This window comes from Pedobacter cryoconitis (assembly GCF_003259615.1).
Classification (GTDB): Bacteria; Bacteroidota; Bacteroidia; order Sphingobacteriales; family Sphingobacteriaceae; genus Pedobacter; species Pedobacter cryoconitis.
Map to the genome: position 1 here is coordinate 1 of NZ_QLLR01000036.1, position 25,518 is coordinate 25,518.

Annotated in this window: 21 protein-coding genes; 15 read left to right on the top strand and 6 right to left on the bottom strand. The window is 38.8% G+C overall.

Annotation, left to right across the window (positions count from 1 at the left end):
* Window positions 1-646: 646 nt before the first annotated feature.
* Window positions 647-1,165, bottom strand: a complete 519-nt coding sequence (locus LY11_RS23185) for a DUF4337 domain-containing protein (protein ID WP_111636001.1) — start codon at window positions 1,163-1,165, stop codon at window positions 647-649.
* Between the two features lie 312 nt (window positions 1,166-1,477).
* Between LY11_RS23185 and LY11_RS23190 the strand changes: the two genes are divergently transcribed.
* From LY11_RS23190 to LY11_RS23235, 10 genes are all read left to right on the top strand, one after another.
* Window positions 1,478-2,401 (top strand): outer membrane protein assembly factor BamD, encoded by a 924-nt coding sequence (locus LY11_RS23190; RefSeq protein ID WP_111636002.1) that lies wholly within the window; start codon window positions 1,478-1,480, stop codon window positions 2,399-2,401.
* Complete coding sequence (locus LY11_RS23195; RefSeq protein WP_068402985.1) at window positions 2,401-2,727, top strand: DNA-directed RNA polymerase subunit omega; 327 nt, start codon at window positions 2,401-2,403, stop codon at window positions 2,725-2,727. The genes LY11_RS23190 and LY11_RS23195 overlap by 1 nt, the downstream gene beginning before the upstream one ends.
* Window positions 2,728-2,773: 46 nt before the next feature.
* Window positions 2,774-3,973, top strand: a complete 1,200-nt coding sequence (coaBC, locus tag LY11_RS23200; protein ID WP_111636003.1) for a bifunctional phosphopantothenoylcysteine decarboxylase/phosphopantothenate--cysteine ligase CoaBC — start codon at window positions 2,774-2,776, stop codon at window positions 3,971-3,973.
* Window positions 3,970-4,872, top strand: coding sequence for a type IX secretion system protein PorD (porD, locus tag LY11_RS23205; RefSeq protein WP_111636004.1), 903 nt, complete (start codon window positions 3,970-3,972; stop codon window positions 4,870-4,872). Before coaBC ends, porD begins: the two co-directional genes overlap by 4 nt.
* 98 nt (window positions 4,873-4,970) lie before the next feature.
* Window positions 4,971-5,354: a BlaI/MecI/CopY family transcriptional regulator gene (locus LY11_RS23210; protein WP_111636005.1), complete on the top strand. Its 384-nt coding sequence runs from the start codon at window positions 4,971-4,973 to the stop codon at window positions 5,352-5,354.
* A gap of 4 nt (window positions 5,355-5,358) precedes the next feature.
* Window positions 5,359-7,170 (top strand): M56 family metallopeptidase, encoded by a 1,812-nt coding sequence (locus LY11_RS23215; protein WP_111636006.1) that lies wholly within the window; start codon window positions 5,359-5,361, stop codon window positions 7,168-7,170.
* Between the two features lie 148 nt (window positions 7,171-7,318).
* Complete coding sequence (gene recN, locus LY11_RS23220; RefSeq protein WP_111636007.1) at window positions 7,319-8,980, top strand: DNA repair protein RecN; 1,662 nt, start codon at window positions 7,319-7,321, stop codon at window positions 8,978-8,980.
* A gap of 72 nt (window positions 8,981-9,052) precedes the next feature.
* Window positions 9,053-9,874, top strand: a complete 822-nt coding sequence (locus tag LY11_RS23225) for an enoyl-ACP reductase FabI (RefSeq protein WP_111636008.1) — start codon at window positions 9,053-9,055, stop codon at window positions 9,872-9,874.
* 130 nt (window positions 9,875-10,004) lie between these two features.
* A complete protein-coding gene (locus tag LY11_RS23230; RefSeq protein ID WP_111636009.1) occupies window positions 10,005-11,234 on the top strand; it encodes a carboxypeptidase-like regulatory domain-containing protein in 1,230 nt (409 codons plus the stop codon).
* Between the two features lie 41 nt (window positions 11,235-11,275).
* Window positions 11,276-12,349 (top strand): PA0069 family radical SAM protein, encoded by a 1,074-nt coding sequence (locus LY11_RS23235; RefSeq protein WP_111636010.1) that lies wholly within the window; start codon window positions 11,276-11,278, stop codon window positions 12,347-12,349.
* Between the two features lie 508 nt (window positions 12,350-12,857).
* Here LY11_RS23235 and LY11_RS23240 read toward each other — a convergent pair.
* On the bottom strand, window positions 12,858-15,398 hold the full coding sequence (locus tag LY11_RS23240; RefSeq protein WP_111636011.1) for an ATP-dependent Clp protease ATP-binding subunit: 2,541 nt from the start codon (window positions 15,396-15,398) through the stop codon (window positions 12,858-12,860).
* Window positions 15,399-15,738: 340 nt separating this feature from the next.
* Entirely contained in the window at window positions 15,739-15,960 is a 222-nt protein-coding gene (locus LY11_RS23245) for a hypothetical protein (RefSeq protein WP_111636012.1), read from the bottom strand.
* Window positions 15,961-16,069: 109 nt separating this feature from the next.
* Between LY11_RS23245 and LY11_RS23250 the strand changes: the two genes are divergently transcribed.
* The 5 genes from LY11_RS23250 (at window position 16,070) to ettA (ending at window position 21,146) form a co-directional block, all read left to right on the top strand.
* Entirely contained in the window at window positions 16,070-16,651 is a 582-nt protein-coding gene (locus tag LY11_RS23250; RefSeq protein WP_111636013.1) for a Crp/Fnr family transcriptional regulator, read from the top strand.
* A gap of 82 nt (window positions 16,652-16,733) precedes the next feature.
* Window positions 16,734-17,093: a DUF4406 domain-containing protein gene (locus tag LY11_RS23255; protein WP_111636014.1), complete on the top strand. Its 360-nt coding sequence runs from the start codon at window positions 16,734-16,736 to the stop codon at window positions 17,091-17,093.
* A gap of 684 nt (window positions 17,094-17,777) precedes the next feature.
* Window positions 17,778-18,386, top strand: coding sequence for an SMI1/KNR4 family protein (locus LY11_RS23265; protein ID WP_111636016.1), 609 nt, complete (start codon window positions 17,778-17,780; stop codon window positions 18,384-18,386).
* Window positions 18,387-18,503: 117 nt separating this feature from the next.
* Window positions 18,504-19,127, top strand: a complete 624-nt coding sequence (locus LY11_RS23270) for an SMI1/KNR4 family protein (RefSeq protein ID WP_111636017.1) — start codon at window positions 18,504-18,506, stop codon at window positions 19,125-19,127.
* 339 nt (window positions 19,128-19,466) lie between these two features.
* Complete coding sequence (gene ettA, locus LY11_RS23275; protein ID WP_111636018.1) at window positions 19,467-21,146, top strand: energy-dependent translational throttle protein EttA; 1,680 nt, start codon at window positions 19,467-19,469, stop codon at window positions 21,144-21,146.
* 4 nt (window positions 21,147-21,150) lie between these two features.
* Here ettA and LY11_RS23280 read toward each other — a convergent pair whose 3' ends face one another.
* The 3 genes from LY11_RS23280 to LY11_RS23290 form a co-directional block, all read right to left on the bottom strand.
* The gene (locus LY11_RS23280) at window positions 21,151-23,808 is read right to left on the bottom strand and encodes an outer membrane beta-barrel protein (RefSeq protein ID WP_170132760.1); all 2,658 of its coding nucleotides are present in this window, start codon (window positions 23,806-23,808) and stop codon (window positions 21,151-21,153) included.
* A gap of 125 nt (window positions 23,809-23,933) precedes the next feature.
* Window positions 23,934-24,182 carry a DUF1456 family protein gene (locus tag LY11_RS23285; RefSeq protein ID WP_068403022.1) on the bottom strand — a complete coding sequence of 83 codons (249 nt, stop codon included), beginning with the start codon at window positions 24,180-24,182 and terminating at the stop codon, window positions 23,934-23,936.
* 2 nt (window positions 24,183-24,184) lie between these two features.
* Window positions 24,185-25,492 carry a DEAD/DEAH box helicase gene (locus LY11_RS23290; protein ID WP_111636020.1) on the bottom strand — a complete coding sequence of 436 codons (1,308 nt, stop codon included), beginning with the start codon at window positions 25,490-25,492 and terminating at the stop codon, window positions 24,185-24,187.
* Between the last annotated feature and the right edge of the window lie 26 nt (window positions 25,493-25,518).

Below are 25,518 nucleotides of genomic sequence, written 5' to 3' on the forward strand. Positions count from 1 at the left end.
CCGCAGCACCAACCAACCAGGATTGCAGTTTCAAATCCCTTAAAAACCTTTACAGGTCATAGCTATGGCCACTTTAAACGGTTAAAAAAACATTACAGGCCCTACCAAGCCTGGCTTTAAAACACCACTATTATACTATATAACATCAGTAAAAACCCAAAACATGGCCTCGCCCTCAAGAACAGGTGTTGAGAAGGGGTCAAATAGTGCCTTGGAATGACCTTGGAATGAGGTTGGAATGACCTTGCAATGACCACAGTCATTCCAACCTCATCCCAACCTCATCCCAAGGTCATTCCAAGGCACTACAGTGGCACTTCTCTTCTATAACTGTACTGGATTCGCTTGAACTGAACTGTTATTTCACTGCTAATATTTGAATCCAGCTCAAAAGCAGTCTGATTCCGAAGAATTTAGGCAAGAACAAATATAAAAATGGCTAATTTGTGTCGTGAAGACGATAGATCCGGGGGTACTTTTCCTTCTCCCTTATATTATATACATCTGGCCTATCAGAAAAACTTCACATCAAAAGTATCAAGTCTATATATTTAAACTAAAAAAGGCAGAGAAATCTCCACCTTTGGTCATATTATACGTGTATTATAAGTCACGTATAAATTAAATAAAAAATACGCCAGCCTGATTACATCATACCGTATAAGAATGATAAAATACCTGCCAATGAAAAAAGAAGTCCTAAATACCACAAACTCCTCTTTTTGGTTAGAATTGAAATCGCGGAGACAGCAATAGCTATTTGAAATAAAGTAACTGCTTTAGCTAATGACACGTGTTTATCCAAATGAGCCTCAGATAATTTTTCATGTGCTACAGCGCCCCTCTTTATCTCCTGCTGTTCTTTTTTATATTGCTCTATTTTGGCAGCATCGCCCGATCCATTGACCTGTAGAGATCTGATTTCTGCTTTAATCCCCTTTGCCTGGTAATAAGCCCATTGATCAGAAGCCTTTATTTGTTCAATTAATGCTTCATTCGAATGATGTCCAGCCATTAATCCTGCGATAGCAGCAAAAACAGCAACCAAAGCAGTAGATATAGCTAAATACATTATCCACTTATTTTCAGCCCCCTTTAACGCCTCCTCTGATTTCTCCTGGATAGTTTCATGAAGGTGTTCTGTAGGTATTTCAATTTCTTCCATAATTTGCCTTTAAATACGTTGACCAATAGATGATCCCGAACTTATATTCCCTAACAAATATCTGTTGTTTCAACAAATTTAAATACCTGCATTTAAAGTACAGCATACATACGAGGGAATAATCAAAATTATTTAACCCAATAGAAGCCGCCTTTCCATCCCCTTTTTAGCCATTAATTAATCAGATAACCGCTTCCAGAGAATTTATTTGTTAAAATATGTTAACAGCTTGACTTATAAAAAGGCTTTATATAGCTTAGCGGTCGATTATTTTTAATTGACGTTATCGTATTATTAACTTATCTTTGCACAATGTTTAAAATTAAACACGTTTTTATACTAAGTTTTACTGTTATTGCCCTGAGTATTGCAGGTTGCAAAAGCCGTTTTGAAAAAATCAGGCTCAGCAATGATGTAGCCAAAAAATATCAGGAGGCAATAAAACTATATAACAAGAAGGATTATTCAAAAGCCCTTATCTTATTTGAAGATCTTTCTCAGAAATATAGAGGAAGAACTGAAGCTGAAGACCTGAATTACTACTACGCTTATACCTTATACAGACTAAAAGATTATACGACTGCCCGTTATCAGTTCAAATACTTTGCAGATACCTATCCAACAAGTAAAAATGCTGAAGAATGCCGGTACATGGGTGCTTATTGCTACTACCTGGATTCTCCTGAATATACATTAGAGCAGGAAAATACTTATAAAGCAATTGACGCATTACAGTTATTTATCAACTTATATCCTAAAAGTGAGCGTGTTGCGCAGGCAAGTCAGTATATTACAGACCTTCGTGCTAAACTTGAATTAAAAGCTTATACCAATGCAAGACTATACTATGATTTGGGTGGATATGATCTATCTTACTACAAGTCATCTGTAATTGCTTTGAAAAATGCAGAAACCGATTTCCCGGATATTAAGTATATAGAAGATATGGACCTGCTGATCGTTAAATCACAATACTCGTATGCTAGAAATAGTTACGCATTCCGTCAGGAAGACAGATATAACGAAGCAATTGGTTATGCAAATGAATTTATTGAAGCCCATCCTGAAAGTAAGTACCTTGCTGAAGTGAAAACGCTGAAAACAAATAGTGAAGATGGAATAGCCAATGCGAAGCAATTAATGGCGCAGGATGCTAAACTAACCGCGAAATATAAGGCATTAATGGAAAAAGATGCAAAAAAAGATACTACTACGATTAAAACCCCCAACCCATAATGAATACGAATAAACCCGCAATACCAAACACTACGGTAACAAGAAATGTAAATGATTTAGATCAAAAGACCCACAACATTTATGAGTCTTTAGTGATTATTTCTAAAAGGGCTAATCAGATTTCAAATAACATGAAAGAGGAGTTACATGGCAAGTTAGCTGAGTTTGCTTCTTCTAATGATAACCTGGAAGAGATCTTCGAAAACAGAGAACAAATTGAAATCAGCAAGCACTACGAACGCATGCCGAAGCCAAGCCTTATTGCGATTGATGAGTTTCTGAATGATAAAATTTACCACAGAAATCCAGCTAAAGATTCACAATAAAATCTGCATAGGTATTATATAGCATAACCATTTGCATTAATAAACCATGCTCAAAAATAAAAACATTATCCTTGGCGTTTGCGGCAGTATTGCAGCATATAAGTCCGCAGTATTAGTCAGGCTCCTGATTAAGGCTGGTGCAAACGTCAAGGTAATTCTTACAGCCGATGCGACAAACTTCATCACGCCGCTCACGCTTGCCACCCTATCCAAAAACCCTGTTTACACCAGATATTTCGAAGAAGAAACCGGAGTATGGAGTAATCATGTCGAATTAGGCCTCTGGGCAGATTATATGATCATCGCGCCTGCCAGTGCAAATACGCTTGGCAAAATGGCCAATGGACTTTGTGATAACCTGCTGAGCGCCGTCTATCTCTCCGCTAAATGTCCTGTCTTCTATGCTCCTGCAATGGATCTTGACATGTGGAAACATGAAAGCACCAAGGCCAATATTCAGAAACTGCAAAGTTTTGGCAATACCATGATCTCGCCAACAAGCGGAGAACTTGCCAGTGGTTTATACGGAGAAGGAAGAATGGCTGAGCCGGAAGAAATTGTAGCTTATCTTTCAGCGACAATCAAAAAAAGCCTTCCCCTGGTTGGTATTAAAGTGATGGTGACTGCTGGTCCTACCTACGAACCTATAGATCCAGTACGCTTTATAGGCAACCATTCTTCAGGAAAGATGGGTTTCGCCCTTGCAGATGAAATGGCGCGTTTAGGAGCAGATGTGACTTTAATCAGCGGGCCTACTGCAGAGAAGAGCACGCAACAGGTAAACAGAATAGATGTAACTACGGCCAGCGAAATGCTGGAAGCTTGTCAAAGCAATTTTCCGGGGAGTGCCATTACGATTATGAGTGCTGCAGTTGCAGATTATACTCCTGTTCATGTGGCTGCACAGAAAATCAAAAAGGCAACAGAGGAGTTTAGTATCGAGCTGAAAAAGACGATTGATATTCTTTTCACATTAGGCCAGACCAAAACCAAAGCACAAATACTGGTTGGTTTTGCACTGGAGACTAACAATGAGGAAGAACATGCAAAAGCTAAACTGGTCAAAAAGAATCTCGACCTGATTATCCTGAATTCTTTAAATGATGCCGGGGCAGGCTTTCAAAAAGATACAAACAAAATTACTATCTTTAATCAGTACTTAGACAAAACGGTATACGATGTAAAATCAAAAACTGAAGTTGCCAAAGATATATGTACTGAAATATTAAAGCTGCGCCCTGCATGAAAAAATTCACTACGCTCGTTTTTGCATCACTCTTTATTGGCTTAACTGGTTTCACTCAGGAACTGAATACCAGGGTAACTGTAACTGCGCCAACAGTGCAAAACATGGATAAGAAGAATATTGAGCTGATCCAGAATACGATACGTGAATATCTGAACAATAATAAATGGACGAATGAAACTTATCAGCCACAGGAAAGGATTGAAAGTAATCTGGTGATTACAATCAGTTCGTGGGATGGGGCTTCAGGTTATAAAGCTGATGCCCAGATACAGACCAGCCGGCCTGTATTTGGTACTTCATACAACAGCACACTGCTCAATCTGAGCGACAAGGATTTTGACTTCAACTATAATGAAGGAGAACCGGTTAACTTCTCTGATCAGAATTTTCTGAGTAACCTGGGCTCATTGCTATCTTATTATGCCTATACTATTATCGGATTAGATAAAGACAGCTTCAGTAAATTGGGCGGAACACCCTATTATCTAAAGGCCCAGAATATTCTTAATGTAGCACAGGTATCAGGCAATACCGGCTGGAAAGCTTATGATGGTTTGCGCAACCGGTACTGGTTAAACCAGAATCTACTGGATAAGAGTTTTGAAGATCTCCGTATTTTCATCTATAACTATCACGCCAATACGCTTGATCGCATACAGGAAAATCCGACTAAAGGATGTGAAATGTTGCTGGGTTTCTTAACGGACTTAAAACAGATGGACAAGCAGAAACTAGGCTCAATTTTCCCTAATGTTTACCTGTCTACCAAAGCTGAAGAAATGGTAAATATCCTGGTTACAGGAAATACGCAGGATAAAATTCAGGCTTATAATCTCCTGAGCGAGATAGATCCTGCTAATATCAGTAAATACGAAATTCTAAAAAAAGGCCTTTAATCGTCTTCCTTACCCCCTTCTCTTATTTTTATAAAATATATTTTTGATATACGAATATATTCGTACATTAGTACTACGAAACAATTCGTAAATGTAATATGTCCTCACAAAATACTATAAAACCAACTGAAAGCGAACTGGAGATTCTTCAAATTTTATGGGAGAAGGGAGATTGTACCGTGAGAGAAGTACACGAGATCCTGACTCAGCATAAAGAGGCCGGTTATACTACGACACTTAAAATTATGCAGCTGATGCAGGAGAAAGGTTTGGTCAGAAGAGATACCAGTTCAAAGACACATATCTATAGTGCGCTGGCCAGTCAGCAGAAAACACAGGAACACTTGCTTTCCAAATTAATTGACAATGCGTTTAGCGGTTCTGCTGCAAGACTGGTGATGCAGGCCCTGGGAAATCATAGTGCAAGCAAGGACGAGATAGAAGCGATAAAGAAATATTTAAATGACTTAGATTATAAATAATACTATGGAAGCTTTAGTAAACAATCTTATACAGGCAACGGGATGGAGTATCCTGCATTCCTTATGGCAGGCTGCACTCGTATATGCACTGCTCTTACCAACCCAGATGCGTATATTCCGGTTAAAAGCCAGGCTGAAGTATAATTTAGCCTTTGCTGCGAATGCGTTCATATTTATTTGCTTCCTGATTACTTTCTTTTCGATATTTAAATGGCCTGCAGATCAGCAGCAAGCGATGACTGCTCAGGTCATGGTTAATAATCCATTATCTTATTCCTTTTTATCGGCAACTCTGATACCCTATGCGGAGAAGTTGTTTCCTTTCCTGGTCTTGCTTTATAGCATTGGATTAGTGATCCAGTCTGTTATCGTCTTCAAAGGATACCATAAAATACAAAGTCTCAAAAGAGCAGACAGGATCAGTATTCCTGCAGAATGGACTGTTCTTTTTGAAGCGCTGACTAAAAAACTGAATATCTCTAAACATGTTTCCTTTCACTTGTCTGAGCATGTCAATGTTCCGCTTGTTATTGGTTTCTTTAAACCTGTTGTACTTTTTCCGGTAGCCTTAATGGCGCAAATGGAAATGAAACATATAGAGGCTATATTGATTCATGAACTCTCTCATATCAGAAGGAATGATTACCTGTTTAACCTGATCAGAACTTTGATTGAAACTATTTTATTCTTCAATCCTTTTGTGTGGCTGACAGGCAAGTTTATAGACATCGAAAGAGAGCATGCTTGTGATGATCTGGTAGTCGGGCTGACTAACACCCCACTGACTTATGCCCACGCCCTGCTGCAACTGGAATTATTGGCAGATAAAAGCTCGCCTGTATTTGCTTTGGCAGCAACAGGAAAAAATCAACACCTCTATCAGCGGATTAAAAGAATTACTGCGATGAAAACTAACTACATGAATTCAAAACAAAAGCTTTTTGCAGTTGCATTGACACTGACCACTATCATTTCACTGGCCTGGATAAATCCTGCAAAGCGTGATCAACAGTTGAAGCAATCAAAAGTATCAAAAGATAATGCGACGTTATTATCCCCTTCAGTTCAGCTTCCTATTGATACCGGGAAAAAGAAAACCAAAAGGGTATACGTCTTTAAAAGTAATGACACACCTGATTCCATGGTTATCCAGGGCCCGGATAGTTTACCGTTGCGTCATGTTTATATCAATCACAATAGGCCTGAGCCTCCCGCAGTTATTATGCCCCCTGCCCCACCTGCCCCTCCTGTTCCATTAAATATTGAAACAGATTCTTTATTAGGACCTGATTTCCCTGTGACGATGATCAATTTTTCTTCGGATGTTAAAGATATGGTTGCAGCCAGTTTTTCGGGTAATGAACGCAAAATAGAAAGCCTGGCAGCCCGTATAGAGGAAAAAGGCAAAGCATTAGAGCGGCAGTTTAATTCTCCTGCAGAAAAGGCTAAGTGGGCAAAGTTTGATGCGGAGATCAAAGCGAAATACGATAATCCTGCTGCACGTGCTAAATGGGAGAAAATGGCCAGAGAAATGCAGGCTAAGTACAATTCACCGGAACAAAAAGCAGCAATGAAAAAACTTCAGCAACAGGCACGCCTGCAAGCATTGAGCGCACAGCAAATGATCAATTCTCCAGAGTTTAAAGCGAGGATTAAGCTAATGTCAGCTGATAATTCAACAAGAATGGTCATTTTGAATGAATCTGAAGAGCAGCAAAAACTTAAAAAAACAGCAGAATACCAGGAACTGAAAAAGAAATTTGATAAGGATGTAGAAAAGCTGAAAGCTAAAGACCAGAAAAAAGATACTAATTAAAGGCGTTTTAAATCTACTATACAATTATAAAACATTTAAAACTTCAATACACAAATGACCACAGCGGCCGAAGAAACATCTTCGGCCGTTTTTTGTTAAAAAAGAATAAACATCAAATGACTTAGTTTTCATAATTTAGCAATCAAATATGCTACAGAAACTTTCTATACGTAACTACGCACTGATCGACAGTGTCGATTTGGAACTTGATAAAGGTTTAAATATCATTACAGGGGAAACTGGTGCTGGAAAATCTATTATGCTGGGTGCACTGTCTTTGATTTTAGGGCAGCGTGCAGAAACCAAGTATTTTTTCAACCAGGCGAAAAAATGTGTCATAGAGGGGCAGTTCAAACTTTCGGGTTCTGGACTACAGCCTTATTTTGAGGAATTCGATCTGGATTATCAAGAGGAAAGTATTCTGAGAAGGGAAATTTCTATTGATGGTAAGTCCAGGGCTTTTATCAATGATACGCCTGTAACGCTGTCCGTGATGAAGCAGATCGGAGAAAAACTGATTGATATTCATTCTCAGCATGCGACATCGGAGGTTAATGATCCGGGCTTTCAATTAGCTGTGGTTGATACTTTATCTGATCATTTACCCCTGCTTACTGAGTACCGGTTAAAATTCAGGGCCTATAAAAAGAACCTTCAGCTACTGATTAATATGCAAACTTCGGCCGATGAGGCCAGAAGCAAACAAGATTACGAGCAATTTCTGTTCAATGAGCTGGACACTGCAAATTTACAGGCAGGTGAACAAGGAGCACTGGAAATTGAAATGGAAGCTTTAAATCATGCAGAAAGTATCAAAAGAGGTTTATTAAATGGTCATGTTTTACTTGATGGAGAGGAAACAGCAGTACTTCCTATCTTAAAAGAAGTGATCAACCAGATCCAGGCCATAGAGAAATTCAATCCTGCTTATACGGCAATGAATGAGCGTTTGCGTTCAGCGATGATAGAAATTAAAGATATTGCAGAAGAAACTATAGTATTGGAAGAAAACATCGTTTACAGCCCTGCAAGAATTGATGAAATCAATGTCAGGCTGGATACGATTTATACCTTGCAGCAAAAACACCGGGTTACTTCGGTTGAGGAATTACTGGCGATACAGAACGAACTTTCAGACAATTTAAATACACTTTTAAACAGTGATGAAGAGATAGAGCGCTTAATCATTGCGATCAATAAGCTGAAGGTTGAGCTGGAAAAGATAGCAGATACTTTATCAAAAAACCGCAGCAAAGCTATTAATGTCGCTCAAAAACAAGTTGGCGAAATATTAGTCCGCGTAGGTATGCCTAATGCGAAGATTAAAATTGAGCAGACTGTAGTGGAAAATTTAAATAAGGATGGAAAAGATATGATTTCCTTATTATTTTCTGCTAACGCAGGACAAGCACCTGCCCCGGTAGGCAAAGTGGCTTCCGGGGGTGAGCTTTCCCGTTTAATGCTTGCTATTAAATCAATAATATCAAAACATACTTCACTTCCGACTTTGATCTTTGATGAGATCGACACAGGTATTTCGGGAGAAACAGCTCTTCGGGTAGGTGATGTAATCGGCGAACTGGAGCAGAATATGCAGGTCATCTGTATTACCCACCTTCCGCAGATTGCTGCTAAAGGCGAAGCACATTATTTCGTTTACAAGAAGGAAGAGTCAGAAAGGACGACCACTGGAATCCGCAGATTAAGCCCTGAAGAACGCATTTTTGCGATTGCTGAAATGCTGAGCGGTAAAAATCCGGGCGAGTCTGCTTTAAAAAATGCACAAGATTTGTTAAGCTTCAAAAACTAAGGGGTAATATTATTTCTTTCGAAGCGTTATTCACACAAATCGTGCTGATCATTAAACAATAAAAACAAAAAAATGTACAATTTATTAAAAGGTAAAAGAGGTATCATTTCAGGTGCCTTAGATGAGAATTCTATTGCTTGGAAAGTTGCAGAGAAAGCACATGAAGAAGGGGCAACATTCGTTTTAACGAATGCGCCGATCGCCATGCGTATGGGTGAGATTAACAAACTTGCAGAAAAAACAGGTTCACAAATTATCCCTGCAGACGCAACAAGTATAGATGACCTGACTAATTTATATATACAATCTCAGGAAATTCTGGGTGGGAAAATAGACTTTGTACTGCATTCTATTGGAATGAGTGTCAATATCCGTAAAAAGATCCCTTACACTGAATTGAACTATGATTATTTCCAAAAAGGGATTGATGTATCAGCTTTATCATTTCATAAGATGCTTGCTGTAGCGAAAAAGCTGGATGCCATCAGTGATGGTGGTAGCGTAGTTGCACTGACTTATATGGCTGCACAGAGAACTTATCCTTTTTATACTGATATGGCAGATATTAAAGCGATGCTGGAATCTATCGCCAGAAGTTTCGGTTATCATTACGGCCTGGAAAAGAAAGTCCGTATTAACACGGTATCTCAGTCTCCAACAAAAACAACTGCGGGTACAGGGGTAAAAGGTTTTGGCGATTTCTTTGATTACGCTGACAAAATTGCACCTCTTGGAAATGCAGATGCCGAGTCTTGCGCTGATTACTGTATTACTTTATTCTCAGATCTGACACGCATGGTCACTATGCAGAATCTTTTTCATGATGGCGGTTATTCTTCTACTGGTGTGAGCGATGAAGTGATGCACAGGTTAGGTGTTGATACAGAGGCTTAAAGCCCTATCGGCAGCTAGAAATACAACGTTCTGGGAGCTATTCCATTAATTAACGTTTTTTAACAAAATCAAAGCCCTTAAAGGGCTTTTTTTATTACCAAATAACCAGCAGATCAGTTAAATTAGCTCCATGATTAAATATCTCTTTGGGACAGTCTTGCTTTTATTATTCTGCCTGAACACGCATGCACAAAAGTTGTATACAATTAGTGGACAAGTAAAGGATAAAAAGGGAGAAACATTACCCGGAGCTGGTATTTATCTGAGTGGATATACCACTGCCACCGTCACCAATAATGATGGACAATTTACACTTTCCAAGATCAAACCAGGGGCTTACGAGGTAGTCGTACAAATGATGGGCTACCTGCCTTACAGCAAGAGTGTTATCATTTCAGATCAGCCAGTTAACATCACAATTACGCTGGCAGAGAACACTGTACAATTAAATGAGGTAGTCATCAGGGCAGATCCTGACAGGGAAAAGAACCTTAAAATATTTGAAGATTTCTTCATTGGCCGTACCCCTAATTCTGCCAAATGCAAGATCCTGAATCCGCAGGTATTGTATATCAAATACGATGGTGATGCAAGGGTACTCAGCGTAACTACAAACGAATTTCTGGTCGTTGAGAATAAAGCATTAGGTTACCGGCTGAAATATATGCTGAACCTTTTTGAATATAACTACAATACGCGGATTGTTTACTTTTCGGGACTTCCCGTATTTGAAGATCTGAAAGGTTCGGGTAGAAAGAGAAGAACCTGGCTGAATAACAGGGAGATTGCTTATGCAGGTTCCCCGCAGCACTTTTTTCAGTCCCTTTACCAGAATAAAGTAGAAGAAAACGGCTTTATCATCTATAAAAGAATTAAAACCAAGAATCCCAACCGGCCATCAGATGCTTATATTACTACAACAAAAGCACGGCTGCAGAAAAGAATGCACGGGGCAAGTACTATAGGCTCAGTATTTAGCGATTCACTGCTGATGATGCAGCGCTTATATGATCTCCCTAAAGAGTTTGCTACGCTTGATATGTCGGGTGTATCAACTGATACTTTGGTCAAAAGCATTTATCCAAACATGAAAACTATCAATTATAAGGATGAGCTTTATGTCATGTATACCAAAGAAGAAGAAAGTAATGCCTATTCTAACACCGGTCATTATATAATGCGGCCTTTAACTATTCCTAATTACCAAATTTCGGTAGTGAGCATGCTACATGGCCCGGTTAGTTTCTATCCAAACGGTGGAATACATGATTCAAAAGCTATACTCTTCGAAGGATTCTGGGCATACGAAAAAATCGGTGACATGGTTCCGATGGATTATATCCCGTTAAATAAAAGATAATTACCTACACAAAATTACTAATATTTTTAGTAATTTTAGGGATGATTTCAGCGGAAAAGCCAGAAGAGCAATATTTGAAAGGGAGAGGCGCGCAATTTAACCCTCATAATCATTTCCTAGCCCATTCGTATGTCAAAGAACATAGCGAAGGAATAGACGATTGGGAAAATGAAAACCATAAAACCAGCTTCATCATAGGGAAGTCGAAGACTATCGTCAATAAAGTGACCAGCCCTGACGTGGGTATGGCCTGGTCGCTTAATCCCTACCAGGGCTGCGAACACGGCTGCACGTACTGCTATGCAAGGAACGCACACGAATACTGGGGCTTCAGTGCTGGTCTGGACTTCGAAAGAAAGATTATTGTCAAAAAAGACGCACCACAACTTTTCAGGAAATTCCTGGAACGCAAAGGCTGGAATGCAGAAACGATCTCCCTATCCGGAAATACCGACTGCTATCAACCTGCAGAACGTGAATATAAACTAACCCGTCAGCTCCTGGAAATTGCCCTTGCCTACAAACAACCTATTGGGATGATCACCAAAAACGCCTTGATTTTGCGTGACCTTGACATCCTTCAGGAAATGGCCAAACTCAATCTCTGCCTGGTTTACCTCTCTATCAATAGCCTTGACGAAAAACTAAGACTCAAAATGGAGCCCAGAACTACAACCGTCAGACAAAGGCTAAAAGTAGTAGAAGAGCTCAGTAAAGCCGGAATCCCGACCGGAGTGATGGTTGCCCCACTCGTACCCGGTCTGAGTGATCATGAAATTCCCAGTATTCTGAAAACCATTTCATCCTGCGGCGCAGAAAGTGCCGGTTATACCATTGTGAGGCTAAACGGCGCAGTAGGCCCAATATTCGAAGACTGGTTACGCCAAAACTTTCCTGATCGTTTTGACAAAGTATGGCATATGATCCAATCCTGCCACGGCGGAACAGTTAATGACAGCCGGTTCGGAGATAGGATGAGAGGTGAAGGAAATATAGCGAAAATGATTCATGACACCTTCAAACTGCACTGCAGAATCAACCACCTGAACCTCAAAAGAATTCATCTTGACTCCAGTTTATTCAGTGTCCCAAAACCACAACTAAGCCTATTCTAAAGGGATAGTCTTTTCTAAAGCTTCACCAAAGAATAGGTTTCTCCTAAAAACAATAATAAAGGTTTCGCCAAAAAGCAAAAGAATAGGTTTCTCCGACAAGTAACAATAAAACGTTTCTGTAAAGGTTTCTCCAACAAGCAAAACAAAACATTTCTATAGAGGTTCCTTCAACAAGCAATAGCAAAACATTTCTATAGAGGTTCCTTCAATAAGCAATAGCAAAACGTTTCTGTAAAGGTTTCGCCAATAAGCAACAACAAAACGTTTCTTCTATTTTTTTCTCCTACCCAACCCCAAAGAGTAATACCGACAATCAACTATGAATATAAACCGCTCCGCTAAACCCCGGCCGGTTACATAAACCTTTTAAAAAAACAAGGTATAGTATTTCAAGACCTTGGCCGCCCCTTCAGGCGGGCGTCGGCTTGAAATACTATATCTTGTTTTTTTAAAACTTAAAAGGCCGCCCTTTTAGAGGCAGCCTTTGATATTTCCGTGTTGGAGGTACTTACTCGATACTTCCTTCTTCTTTTTTCTTCTTCTTACCCGGGCTCCTATTTTCCACCACAATCAGGTCAGTTTCCTTATTGTAATCTATCTCAAGTGTATCCCCGTCATTGATCTCCCCTTTCAGGATTTCTTCAGCGATCGGATCTTCCAGATATTTCTGTATCGCACGTTTCAGCGGACGGGCACCAAAGTTAATATCGAAACCTTTATCAGCAATAAAATCTTTTGCCACTTCAGTCAACTTAACCTCATAACCTAAACTATGAACCCTTCCAAACAACGACTTCAACTCAATATCAATAATTTTGAAGATCTCATCCTTACCTAAAGTATTGAATACAACCACATCATCCACACGATTCAGGAACTCAGGAGCAAAAGCACGCTTTAAAGCATTCTCAATTACCCCTCTTGAATGTGCATCAACCTGGTTAGTTTTTGCGTTCGTAGAGAAACCAATACCCTGACCGAAATCTTTAAGCTGACGTGCACCAATATTAGAAGTCATGATAATAATCGTGTTTCTAAAATCGACCTTACGACCTAAACTATCAGTCAGCTGACCTTCATCCAGCACCTGTAACAGGATATTGAACACATCAGGGTGAGCTTTTTCGATCTCATCCAATAAGATAACAGCATACGGCTTACGACGTACTTTCTCTGTTAACTGACCACCTTCTTCATAACCAACATATCCCGGAGGCGCTCCCACTAAACGTGAAACAGCGAATTTCTCCATATACTCACTCATGTCAATCTGAATCAGTGAATCATCACTATCGAACATGAACCTTGCTAACTCCTTAGCCAGTTCAGTTTTACCAACACCCGTAGGACCTAAGAAAATGAATGAACCAATAGGCTTCTTAGGATCTTTCAAGCCAGCTCTTGTACGTTGAATAGCCTTACTTAATTTCTTGATCGCATCATCCTGACCAATAATTTTAGTAGCTATCGTATCATACATATTCAGCAATTTCACGCTGTCAGTCTGACCAACACGCTGTAAAGGAATACCAGTCATCATGGAAACAACCTCTGCAACATTATCCTCAGTTACCGTGTAACGTTTAGTTTTAGTTTCAGCTTCCCACTCAGTTTTCGCACGATCAAGCTCTTCTAAAAGATTCTTCTCAGTATCTCTTAATTTTGCAGCTTCCTCATATTTCTGACTCTTTACAACTTTATTTTTCTCAACCTTGATATTTTCAATCTTATTCTCAATATCAATGATGTTTTCAGGAACATGAATATTAGTTAAATGTACCCTTGAACCAGCCTCATCCAGCGCATCAATAGCTTTATCCGGAAGGAATCTGTCAGTAATATATCTTGTAGTCAAAGCAACACAAGCATTTATAGCCTCGTTTGTGTATGTAACACCATGATGTTCCTCATACTTTTCTTTGATACGGTTTAAGATCTCAATAGTTTCATCAGGAGAAGCAGGCTCGATCATTACCTTTTGGAAACGACGGTCTAAAGCACCATCTTTCTCAATATACTGACGATACTCATCAAGCGTAGTTGCACCAATACATTGAATTTCGCCTCTTGCTAAAGCAGGTTTGAACATGTTGGAAGCATCCAGGGAACCAGAAGCTCCACCAGCACCAACAATAGTATGGATCTCATCAATGAATAAAATTACATCAGTTGATTTTTCCAGTTCATTCATCACGGCTTTCATACGTTCCTCAAACTGTCCGCGGTATTTAGTACCTGCAACTAAAGAAGCAAGATCTAATGTAACCACACGTTTATTGAACAATACCCTTGAAACCTTACGTTGAACGATGCGCAAAGCAAGTCCCTCAGCAATCGCTGATTTACCTACACCAGGCTCACCAATCAAAATAGGATTATTCTTTTTACGACGCGAAAGAATTTGAGAAACACGCTCAATCTCTTTTTCACGTCCTACAATAGGGTCCAGACGACCTTCTTCCGCAGCTTTCGTTAAGTCTCTTCCAAAATTATCCAGCACAGGAGTTTTGGATTTAATGTCAGATACTTTTTTAGGACTGCTGAAGCTTTCCTCCTCACGGTAATCATCATCACCACCAGTAGAAGCACTACCTTGAGTTTCGTCTCTGAAACCATTTTTATTAACTTCTACTTCCTGTTTGAAGATTTCGTAGTTGATGCTGTACTGCAATAATATCTGAGAAGCGATATTATCGTCATCACGAAGGATGGACAACAGCAAATGCTCTGTTCCTATTAAATCACTCTTGAAGATTTTGGCTTCCAGATAAGTGATTTTTAATACTTTTTCGGCCTGTTTGGTCAAGGGGATATTTCCCAGATTAACCGTCACACTGGATGTACCTCTTACTGCTTCCTCAATTGAGCGGCGCAATTTAGACGTATCAACCCCCAGCGATTTCAATATTTTGATAGCCATTCCATCGCCTTCGCGAATCAAACCTAACAAAAGATGCTCAGCGCCTATATAATCATGACCTAATCTCAGGGCTTCTTCCCTGCTAAACGAAATCACGTCTTTTACTTGTGGTGAAAATTTAGCTTCCATATATACCTTTTCTTAAACGCAACGCCCCTAAACTATAAAAATGTTTTATAAATAAGCGCCACCTATATGATTTATTTTATCAACAATTACGCCATAGAGCGGAAGAAAGATTTCGTTACTGATCTAATTCCACTAAACTTACTAAGTTTTGACACTAATAGCAATATTATTTTATTAACCCAAGGAAAATAAATAGTTCTAAAGTAGCTTAAATAATCATAAGAGAAAGCATTTCCAACCCTTTTGGGAGAATTGTCCCTAAAATGTAATGATTATTATGCCACAAAACACCTGTCATTTTGTTAGTTACACCGAACTAAAAGCAACAAAATGGCAGTCTTTAATTCGAATCCTCAATCCACTTCCCTATTTTACCAGCAATAGGCTTCAATATATTGTACTCTGTTTTCCAGATAACCAGTTCATCGTTGATTTCGTGGCTGATAGAGCCTATAAATTTGGCATCTAAAAACACTCTGTAACTGGTATCATCTTCTCCAGAGAGAATTAACAAATTTCTTTTTTGACCACGATATTCATCTTCATAGATGTATTGCTCCATAATTAGGCTTAGTATATATTAAACGCAGTAAAGCTCTAAAAATTTCACTGATATTTTCCCTATTCTTGGGGAGGAAAATATTTCCCGAGCCGCCCCTTTAACTCCTACTATGTTACATCATCTTATTTTAGAAAATATAACCAGGCACATTTCGCTCGATCAGGAGGAAATTAACAGTTTTGTCTGTCACCTGAAGCAAAAGAAGGTCACCAAAAAGGAGGTCATCCTGAAAGGGGGGCAAGCCTGTAAATACATAAATTTTGTTCATTCAGGCATATTAAGGGCATATTATCTGGATAAAGAGGGTAAGCAGTCAACAATTATGTTTGCCCTTACTGACTGGTGGATAACAGATATGTTTTGTTTTATCAATAATCAACCTGCTATGCTGACTATTGAAGCTGTAGAGGAAAGTATCATTTTTCAACTATCAAAAGATGATCTTGATAGTTTATATATCAAGATACCCAAATTTGAAAGGTTCTTCAGGATCATTTTTCAGAATGCCTATATCAGAGAACAACTCAGGACTATACAAAATCTATCACTTACAGCAGAAGAGCGGTATAATATCTTTCTGAACAAGTATCCACAGGTGGCTAAACAAGTTACCCAAAAGCAAATTGCTTCTTATCTGGGCATTACTCCGGAGTTTCTAAGCACAATCCGTGGTGGTAAAAATAAAAAGTAATGCTCCATATACTGATCTTTCTTAAGCTACCTTATTTTTTTTAGCCGTTTTGTTTCCTTGTTTTGTATAAATAAAAAAATATATGTTAATACTTATAGCAGGTCCTTACCGCAGCGGGACAAATGACGATCCTGAATTGATAGCGCAAAACTTAAGCAAGTTAGAGGCTGTAGCACTCCCTTTGTTCCGTTTGGGACACATTCCTATGATTGGGGAATGGGTCGCATTACCCTTACTTCATCTTGCAGGCTCAAAAAGACCAGGTGATGAAGCCTATGAAGAGATTTTATATCCTGTAGCACATCGGTTACTTTCAAAGTGTGATGCTGTTTTGCGTCTTGAAGGAGCTTCTAAAGGAGCTGATGAAGATGTGAGGATTGCGAAAGAAAGAGGGTTAAAGGTTTATTATGGTTTGGAGGATGTACCTCACGCCGACGAGTAATATTCCCTTCCTAAGGTTTTCCTGTTGAATTGAACGATAAAATAAATTATGCGCCAAATAGCCCTATTAAATAATAAGCTGAAGCCGTAAATTTACATAACAATCTAATTGTCAGATTTTTAATGCCGAATTAATTTAACAGGAAAAAACCGAAAATCCTTGAAAGAGTAGGTATACATAAAGTTTTCTGATACTTTTTGATGTATAAAAGTATTACTTATTATGGCAAGATGTTGGTATGCTTATAATGGTGTGGGAGATCCACTTGTATTATCTAGCTATATTTTGGCAAGCCGCGTACCTGCTTGTATAAATGGATTTGTAGTGTGTGCAGTATATGCACCTTCTTGCGGAATTAATCCTTCCGTTCTATCCGTAAGAATTAGATACTATATTGGGAATCTGACACTTACTCTTGTGGCTCAACCCGATGGGACGACTAAAAAATATGTTTACGGAAAAAATTGATAGATTTTAAATTTACCAGACACTGGAAATAAATTATCCAGTGTCACTTTCTTTTGAATAAAATTTAATGGTAAATATTTATTATTCAACATATTTTTCAAACAACAAACGCAAATAGCAGGTATTATATAATATAGTTCAATTACTATTGTTTTATATAGCAAGAGTTAAAATATTTCATATTAAACAATCAATTGACATTAATTTCTAAATACCATGCTTGAAATCAATAACAAAGAAGATATTATTATACCCTTTGAAAAAATCGGAGATAGTGACTGGACAATCAAGACCAGCAAAATCATTGAAGCCTTTGCCGACACCTGGGAAGAAGAACATAGAACTCCAATTTCAGCAGGCGAAATTACAGCACTCGAAACAAAACTTGGCACAACTCTGCCTAAAGGCTTAAGTCTTTTCTATCAAACATTCGGCCTTGCCAATATTGGTGAAGAACTTCAGGATCTTGATCAGATGGAATGGATGAAGGACATCTGGGCTAAAAATCCTCAGGATGGGCCAGATTTCACAGATCAGGACAATGAAGTGCTACCTTACCTGGTTACATTCAGTAACTATATCGGAAATGGCAACATATTTTGTTTTCATAGTGAAACTAAAGAAATCTATCTTTTTGACCATGATAGCACTATTTATATCAACAGGATATTTAATACAGCAGATGATTATATAAAAGGCTGTCTGATTTTTGCACAAGCAGAACTTTACGGCGAAGATACTGATCAGGAAGATGCAGACGAATGGAGTGAAGAAATTGCAGAACAACTATTTGGAGAAGATACTATCAAACAATGGAAATATTAGTGCAGCCGGAAATAAAGGAAGTATGGTAAAATCCTTTAAGATAAAAATATAATAACTACGTACCTGGCAAATCATTACTCTTTAACAATCACATTTGATTTAATTATTTCCTATACCATGCTTGAAATCAATAACAAAGAAGATATTATTATACCCTTCGACAAAATCGGAGATAATGAATGGAAAATTAAAACCAGCCACATCATTGAAGCTTTAGCCACTAATTGGAATGACGAACTCAAAGATCCAATTTCTGCCACTGAGATTTCAGCCCTTGAAACAAGATTAGGCACAGCCCTGCCAGAAGGCTTAAATCTTTTTTACCAAACCTTCGGACTTGCCAACATTGGTGAAGAACTTCAGGATTTTGATACTATTGGCTGGTTGAAAGATACTGGTCTTGCAGACCCGGAATACGGAGTAGACTTTACACCAGAAGAAAACGAGTTACTCCCATATTTAGTAACGTTCAGTGATTGCCTTGGAAACGGAAACATGTTTTGTTTCCACAGTGAGACAAAAGAGATCTATTTTTTCGACCATGATGAAGCACCATATATAACTAAAATGTTCAATACGGCTGACGAGTATATAAAAGGTTGCTTAATTTTCGCGCAATCTGATCTTTTCGGAGAAAATAATTCTCAGGAAGATGTAGACAAATGGAATGAAGAAATCATTGAAAAGTTAATTGGGAAGGATAAGCTTAGAAAATGGAGATATTTCAATGGTTGGGAATAAGTTTAATGCCCTTAAATGCTGATGAATGGGAGGGCTTCATTTACATTAGATGCGAAAGCAAAAGTCTTTGCTTATTGATACCCTTTATGAGTTCGTAAAAAAGCATCTTGATAAATTTCCATAACAAGAGACTTACTCTTCCACCACAAGCCCTCCTGCCTGCAAATCAGAAAATTCTTTTTTAATATCTGACAAACCATTTCTTTACTACCTTACCTTGTTTATCTTTGCACTTATTGTTTAATCAGGAGCTAAGCATAAAGGCATGCCTCTATGCTTAGCTATTGATTCCTGCAATCAGTAAAAGCCTGTTAAAGGCATAAAATATTAAAACCCATTATGTCAGACGAAAAAATAATCTTTTCAATGGCGGGAGTAAATAAGATTTACCCCCCTCAAAAACAAGTATTAAAAAACATATACCTTTCATTTTTCTACGGAGCCAAAATTGGTGTTATTGGTCTTAACGGATCAGGTAAATCATCTGTATTAAAAATTATTGCAGGAATTGACAAAGCATTTCAGGGTGAAGTAGTATTCTCACCAGGTTATACCGTTGGTTACCTTGCACAGGAACCGGAACTGGACGAGAACAAAACTGTTCGTGAAGTTGTAGAAGAAGGCGTTGCAGAAATTACAGCTATCCTGAAAGAATACGAATCTATCAATGAGCAATTCGGTTTGCCAGAAGTTTATGAAGATGCAGATGCAATGGATAAACTGATGACCAAACAAGGTGAACTGCAAGATAAAATTGATGCAGTAAATGCCTGGGAGCTTGACAATAAACTGGAACGTGCAATGGACGCTTTACGCTGCCCTGATCCTGACACTAAAATTGGTGTTTTATCAGGAGGTGAGCGCCGTCGTGTAGCGATGTGCCGTTTGTTATTACAAGAACCTGATGTTTTATTACTGGATGAGCCAACCAATCACCTTGATGCAGAAAGTATCGACTGGCTGGAGCAATTCCTGAAAGACTACAAAGGAACAGTAATCGCTGTAACCCACGATAGATACTTCCTTGATAACGTAGCCGGATGGATTCTTGAACTTGACCGTGGAGAAGGTATTCCATGGAAAGGGAACTACTCTTCATGGTTAGACCAAAAAGCAAAACGTTTATCACAAGAAGAGAAAACAGAAAGTAAACGTCAGAAAACACTGGAACGTGAGCTGGAATGGGTACGTATGGCACCAAAAGCCAGACATGCAAAATCTAAAGCACGTTTATCCAACTATGATAAACTGGCCTCAGAGGATTCTAAAGAAAGAGAAGACAAACTGGAGCTATTTATCCCGGCAGGACCTAGATTGGGTAATGTCGTGATTGAAGCTAACAATGTTACCAAATCATACGGAGATAAGATACTTTTTGAAAACCTGAGTTTCTCTTTACCTCCAGCAGGTATTGTAGGTATCGTTGGTCCTAACGGTGCGGGTAAAACAACCCTTTTCCGTTTAATCACTGAGCAGGAAACTCCTGATGAAGGGACTTTCAGAGTAGGTGAAACTGTAGCCTTGGGTTATGTAGATCAGATGCACAATGACCTTGATGGCAATAAAACTGTGTACGAAAACATTACTGACGGACTTGACAACATTATGTTAGGGAACAAATCAGTAAGCGGACGTGCTTATGTTTCAAAATTCAACTTCAACGGTGGTGATCAGCAGAAAAAAGTAGGTATACTATCAGGTGGAGAACGTAACAGGGTACATTTGGCCATTACTTTGAAAAAAGGAGCCAATGTATTACTGCTCGATGAGCCAACCAATGATATTGACGTAAATACGCTGCGAGCACTGGAAGAAGCACTAGAAAACTTTGGTGGTTGCGCAGTAGTCATCAGTCACGATAGATGGTTTTTAGACCGTATTTGTACACATATCCTCGCCTTTGAAGGTAACTCACAAGTTTACTTCTTTGAAGGTAACTACAGTGATTACGAAGAGAACCGTAAGAAACGCTTAGGTGATGTAACTCCGCACAGAATCAGGTACAAGAAATTAAGCTAACAAGTTACTTAGTTTTTTTATGACCGAAATTCTGTAAACGGTAATTAAAACTCACAAGAAAATATCTGGTAATTTGATTATACTGACTATCAGTAATTGAATTATCAGATATACTTCTAACCAGGTTATTTCCCTGGTTCAATAAATCGTAAGCTTGTAAAGAGATCGTTCCCTGCCTGTTCTTAAACAAGATCTTCTCTAAACTAAGATTAATCAGCATAGGGTTCGCTATAGCCAGCGAATAGCCTGAGTTTATCCTTTTGGAAACGTCAGCACTTAGAGAAAAATTCTTATTCAGAAAAGCACGGCCGCTCCAGTTAAATTGCCAGGTTTCAATGTTTCTTAATTTCAACAATTCAATAGAATAACGGTTACTGCTGTAAGTATAGGTCGCCGAAGTTGTTAAGGTTAACCGGCGCTGGTTCATCCTGAATTTCAATGTCTGTGAAAAATTGATATTTCTATTTGTATTCAGGTCATTATTGGCATATGAAATCATATTTATATAATCAAATGTGCCTCTCAATTCCGCATTAAACTTATTTCTGGCGAAAGGCAAAACGTAAGAATACATACTTCCTATCAAATATGCCCCATTTGCATTCTCATAGTGTGTTTCCTGCTTTAAGCTATTCAAAGTATCTTTTAATAAGATAACATTACTCACTACCTGATCTTCCACCACAGAGCCGTTTAATGCCAGCTGCAGCGTAGAGCCTGTTTGTTCATCTGTATGCTGATAGGTCAGATTTCCTGAATGTGTAAAACTGGATTTCAGATTAGGGTTTCCAATGATAACATTCTGAAGGTTACTAATATTCGGTACCGGTTGTAACTGGTAAAAATCGGGAGCTGTACTGCTTCCGCTATATACAAAAGCCAGGTTATCCCAATTGGACAAATTATAACTCAAGTTGATTATAGGGGATAAATTAAGCTCAAAATGACTGATTTTATTATCATTGCCCGCATATTGTCCGGTTAACTGACTCGGCTGCACAGTTAAGCCCAGACTATAATTCAGTCGCTCGGCCTGGTAGCGGTAGTTTACCGCAAAACGCTGGAAAAGAAAAGCCGAGGAGTAAATAGAACTCAGAGAATCTACGACAGTACTATTGCCAATACTATTATCCACTTTCGTATACAGGCTATTTCTTGTTTTACTCATCGAGAAGAAATAAGAAAAATCTATGTTTCTTTTAACCAGGGAATCATTGTCAGACTTTAAAGGCTCACTATATCTGAAGTCGGCCGTAATCAGATTTGTCCTGTTCTCCGCATCAATAAAGCGGTTCACAATAGAATCCTTAACCAGCTGATCCTGCCTGTTATAATAACTTAGCTTGTTCCGCAGATCATCCTGAACCTGGTTGATCCCCGTGCTGACTACCACTCCCGCAGACATACTTCTGCCCGGTTTATCCATACTCCTTGCCCAAACAAAATTACCGTTCAGACCAGGTGTCTTGGTGGTCGAGCCACTCTCGCTATGCAAATCCTGCCTGATCAGCCCAGTTTGCCTGGAAAGAATATCTCCGTCTCTATCTTTCATTGCCATAGAGCCCCCTAAAGAAGCCTGAAAATAGCTCTTGTTCGCTATAGATTGTACATTGAAATTAATATTATGTGTATTGTCAGCTGAATTGCCCGAAGACTGTGACTTGTTCAAAATTGTCCCATCGGTCGTTATCGTTTCAGTCGAATTCAGCTGTTCTGAGATATTCTTATTGTAACCATAATTATAAGCTGCACTGGCGGTGACCCCACTTGACAGCTTATCTCTGTAATTGACACCTGCCGTGGCAGCAGTATTTACTCCTGCCTCGTTATTGGTATTATTTGAGCTGCTGCTGAATCCGATCTGCTTACTGCCTTCCCATAAATTTCCATTCCCCTGAAGACTATAACGTTTATTCGTTCCTCCACTAACCAGGGCATTGCCAAAAGTCCCTCTGTTTTGCCCCGATTTAGTAACCAGGTTCAGCATTTTCTGAGATTCCCCGGTTTTCATCCCTGTAAAATTAGCTTCATCACCATAGTCATTGATAATTTCCACTTTATCAACCACACTGGCAGGAAGCTGACTGATAAAGTCCTTCACATTGCTGGTAAAGAAATCCTCTCCGTTTACTCTTAACTTCTGCAGGGGTTTCCCCATTGTAGTGGCATTTCCATGCTCATCGACCTCTATACCGGGTAATTGCCGCAGCAAGTCTTCTACCCTGTCATTTTCAGAAATCTGGTAGAAAGAAGCATTATATTCAATAGTATCGCGTTTAATCTTGATCGGCTTATCTCTGCCATTGATTACAACCTCATTGAGCAGGTTAGATTCCAGGTCAAGAATAATCATGTCCAGATCCATATTGAGCTGTCCCGGTTTAAATTGAAATGACTTCGTATAAGGTTTGAAACCCACGCTCATGACCAGCAGAGAAATCCTGTCAGCTTTAAAACCTGAAAAAACGAATCTTCCGTGGGTATTGGTGATTGAAGTCAGAGTGTCTTTATCTGCAATGATAAAAACATCGGCTCCTAATACTACATCATTTAAAGAGTCAATTACAGTTCCGGTAAGTCTGTGCTGTGTTTGTGCTTTAGCAGAAAAGCTGTAGCAGAATATAAAGGCATTGAATAAAATTATACATTTTAAATGAGTCAAATTTCCATGAAATTTTAAAAATCTAATCATTCCTCATGCAATCCAATTGGCCATTTTCAAAAGTGCAATCCTTGTAAGAAGGCCAGGTTAAGCCTTCTTTTCACAAGTATAGCTATTTGTTTGAGTTAATCAATAGTTGGCGGAGTTAATTTCTCAACTCTTGGGCCTCTTTTGAAAATTACTAATCCATTGAGGAAATTACGCAGGATCTGATCACCACATGGTTTAAAATTAGGATGATCTTCACTTCTGAAAAAGGACCCTAATTCACTTTTTGTTACCTTAAAGTTTACCAGTTCAAGGATTTTAATAATATCTTCATTGTTCAGCTCCAGCGCTACGCGGAGTTTCTTTAAAATGTCGTTGTTGCTCATAATTACATCGCTACTTCTATCTTCACTTTTCTGTTTTTTATCTTCTCATTCGCTAAAGCTGCCAAAACCTTATTGACCATACTGCGTTTTACAGCAACATATGAACTCTGGTCTTTGACTTCGATCAATCCTACATCATCCTTTTCGAGCCCACCTTTTTTAAGCAGTAAACCTACGATGTCAATTTTGTTCACCTTATCTTTTTTACCCGCAGCAATGTATAAAGTCTGCCACTGACTATCTTTTGGTAACTGATAATTACCTTTTAACTTCTCAATCTCTATATCACTTTTCAGGAAAGGGTATTTATCTTCCTCAGTCATCATCAGGTAGGCAGTTCCTTTGGCATTCATACGTGCAGTACGTCCATTTCTATGCAGGAAAGCATCTTCTGTATAAGGCAATTGATAATGGATAATATATTCCACTTCCGGAATATCCAGTCCGCGTGAAGCCAGATCTGTCGTAATTAATATTTTAATACTTCCATTTCTGAATTTCAGTAAAGCACGCTCTCTTTCGTCCTGCTCCATCCCGCCATGGAAAATATCATGGGCAAGATCTTTATCAATCAGCAAATCACTGATCCGGTCTACTGTCTCTCTGTGGTTACAAAAAAGCAGTGTAGTTTTATTTCCTATTTTACAGATCAGTTCGAATAAAGTGTCCAGTTTATCTTCTGCGGTAGTCATTACCTTTTTCAGTTTCAAATCTGGTGCAACTTTAACATCCTTCAGAAAATTGATTTCTACAGAAGATTTAAGTCCCGTAAAATCAGGAATAGCCTCCATTTGTGTTGCAGAAGTAAGCATACGTTGTTTTAAAGAACGCATATTGCCAATAATATAGGCCATATCTTCCTGGAACCCAAATTCAAGGGCTTTATCAAACTCATCCAGTACCAAAGTGGTTATAGATGATTCATCAAAGTTTTCTTTTCTAAGGTGATAAGCAATTCTTCCGGGCGTACCTATTAATACCGCAGGAGGCTGCTCAAAGTTGTTTCTTTCTGTTTTCACAGGGTGACCGCCATAACAGCAGTTCACTTTAAAACCAGTACCCATTTGTTTAAATACCTGCTCAATTTGTAAAGCAAGCTCCCTTGAAGGAACCAATATCAACGCTTGTACCCCTTTTGTAGCTGCATCTAAATTTTTTAAAACTGGCAATAAGAAGCCAAGCGTTTTACCAGAACCTGTTGGTGCAAGTAAAACTACATCCTTTCCTTTACTTGTAGCGGCAATTGCTGCCAGCTGCATTTCATTCAAAGAAGCGATTTTTAAATTACCCAATACCTTTTCTACCATCATGCCGCAAAGATAAGGGAATTAAGCTA

What these genes read in the sequence shown, in the direction of transcription:
- LY11_RS23185 (WP_111636001.1), bottom strand. Translation starts at nt 1,165, where the DNA reads ATGGAAGAAATTGAAATACCTACAGAACACCTTCATGAAACTATCCAG.
- LY11_RS23190 (WP_111636002.1), top strand. Translation starts at nt 1,478, where the DNA reads ATGTTTAAAATTAAACACGTTTTTATACTAAGTTTTACTGTTATTGCC.
- LY11_RS23195 (WP_068402985.1), top strand. Translation starts at nt 2,401, where the DNA reads ATGAATACGAATAAACCCGCAATACCAAACACTACGGTAACAAGAAAT.
- coaBC (WP_111636003.1), top strand. Translation starts at nt 2,774, where the DNA reads ATGCTCAAAAATAAAAACATTATCCTTGGCGTTTGCGGCAGTATTGCA.
- porD (WP_111636004.1), top strand. Translation starts at nt 3,970, where the DNA reads ATGAAAAAATTCACTACGCTCGTTTTTGCATCACTCTTTATTGGCTTA.
- LY11_RS23210 (WP_111636005.1), top strand. Translation starts at nt 4,971, where the DNA reads ATGTCCTCACAAAATACTATAAAACCAACTGAAAGCGAACTGGAGATT.
- LY11_RS23215 (WP_111636006.1), top strand. Translation starts at nt 5,359, where the DNA reads ATGGAAGCTTTAGTAAACAATCTTATACAGGCAACGGGATGGAGTATC.
- recN (WP_111636007.1), top strand. Translation starts at nt 7,319, where the DNA reads ATGCTACAGAAACTTTCTATACGTAACTACGCACTGATCGACAGTGTC.
- LY11_RS23225 (WP_111636008.1), top strand. Translation starts at nt 9,053, where the DNA reads ATGTACAATTTATTAAAAGGTAAAAGAGGTATCATTTCAGGTGCCTTA.
- LY11_RS23230 (WP_111636009.1), top strand. Translation starts at nt 10,005, where the DNA reads ATGATTAAATATCTCTTTGGGACAGTCTTGCTTTTATTATTCTGCCTG.
- LY11_RS23235 (WP_111636010.1), top strand. Translation starts at nt 11,276, where the DNA reads ATGATTTCAGCGGAAAAGCCAGAAGAGCAATATTTGAAAGGGAGAGGC.
- LY11_RS23240 (WP_111636011.1), bottom strand. Translation starts at nt 15,398, where the DNA reads ATGGAAGCTAAATTTTCACCACAAGTAAAAGACGTGATTTCGTTTAGC.
- LY11_RS23245 (WP_111636012.1), bottom strand. Translation starts at nt 15,960, where the DNA reads ATGGAGCAATACATCTATGAAGATGAATATCGTGGTCAAAAAAGAAAT.
- LY11_RS23250 (WP_111636013.1), top strand. Translation starts at nt 16,070, where the DNA reads ATGTTACATCATCTTATTTTAGAAAATATAACCAGGCACATTTCGCTC.
- LY11_RS23255 (WP_111636014.1), top strand. Translation starts at nt 16,734, where the DNA reads ATGTTAATACTTATAGCAGGTCCTTACCGCAGCGGGACAAATGACGAT.
- LY11_RS23265 (WP_111636016.1), top strand. Translation starts at nt 17,778, where the DNA reads ATGCTTGAAATCAATAACAAAGAAGATATTATTATACCCTTTGAAAAA.
- LY11_RS23270 (WP_111636017.1), top strand. Translation starts at nt 18,504, where the DNA reads ATGCTTGAAATCAATAACAAAGAAGATATTATTATACCCTTCGACAAA.
- ettA (WP_111636018.1), top strand. Translation starts at nt 19,467, where the DNA reads ATGTCAGACGAAAAAATAATCTTTTCAATGGCGGGAGTAAATAAGATT.
- LY11_RS23285 (WP_068403022.1), bottom strand. Translation starts at nt 24,182, where the DNA reads ATGAGCAACAACGACATTTTAAAGAAACTCCGCGTAGCGCTGGAGCTG.
- LY11_RS23290 (WP_111636020.1), bottom strand. Translation starts at nt 25,492, where the DNA reads ATGATGGTAGAAAAGGTATTGGGTAATTTAAAAATCGCTTCTTTGAAT.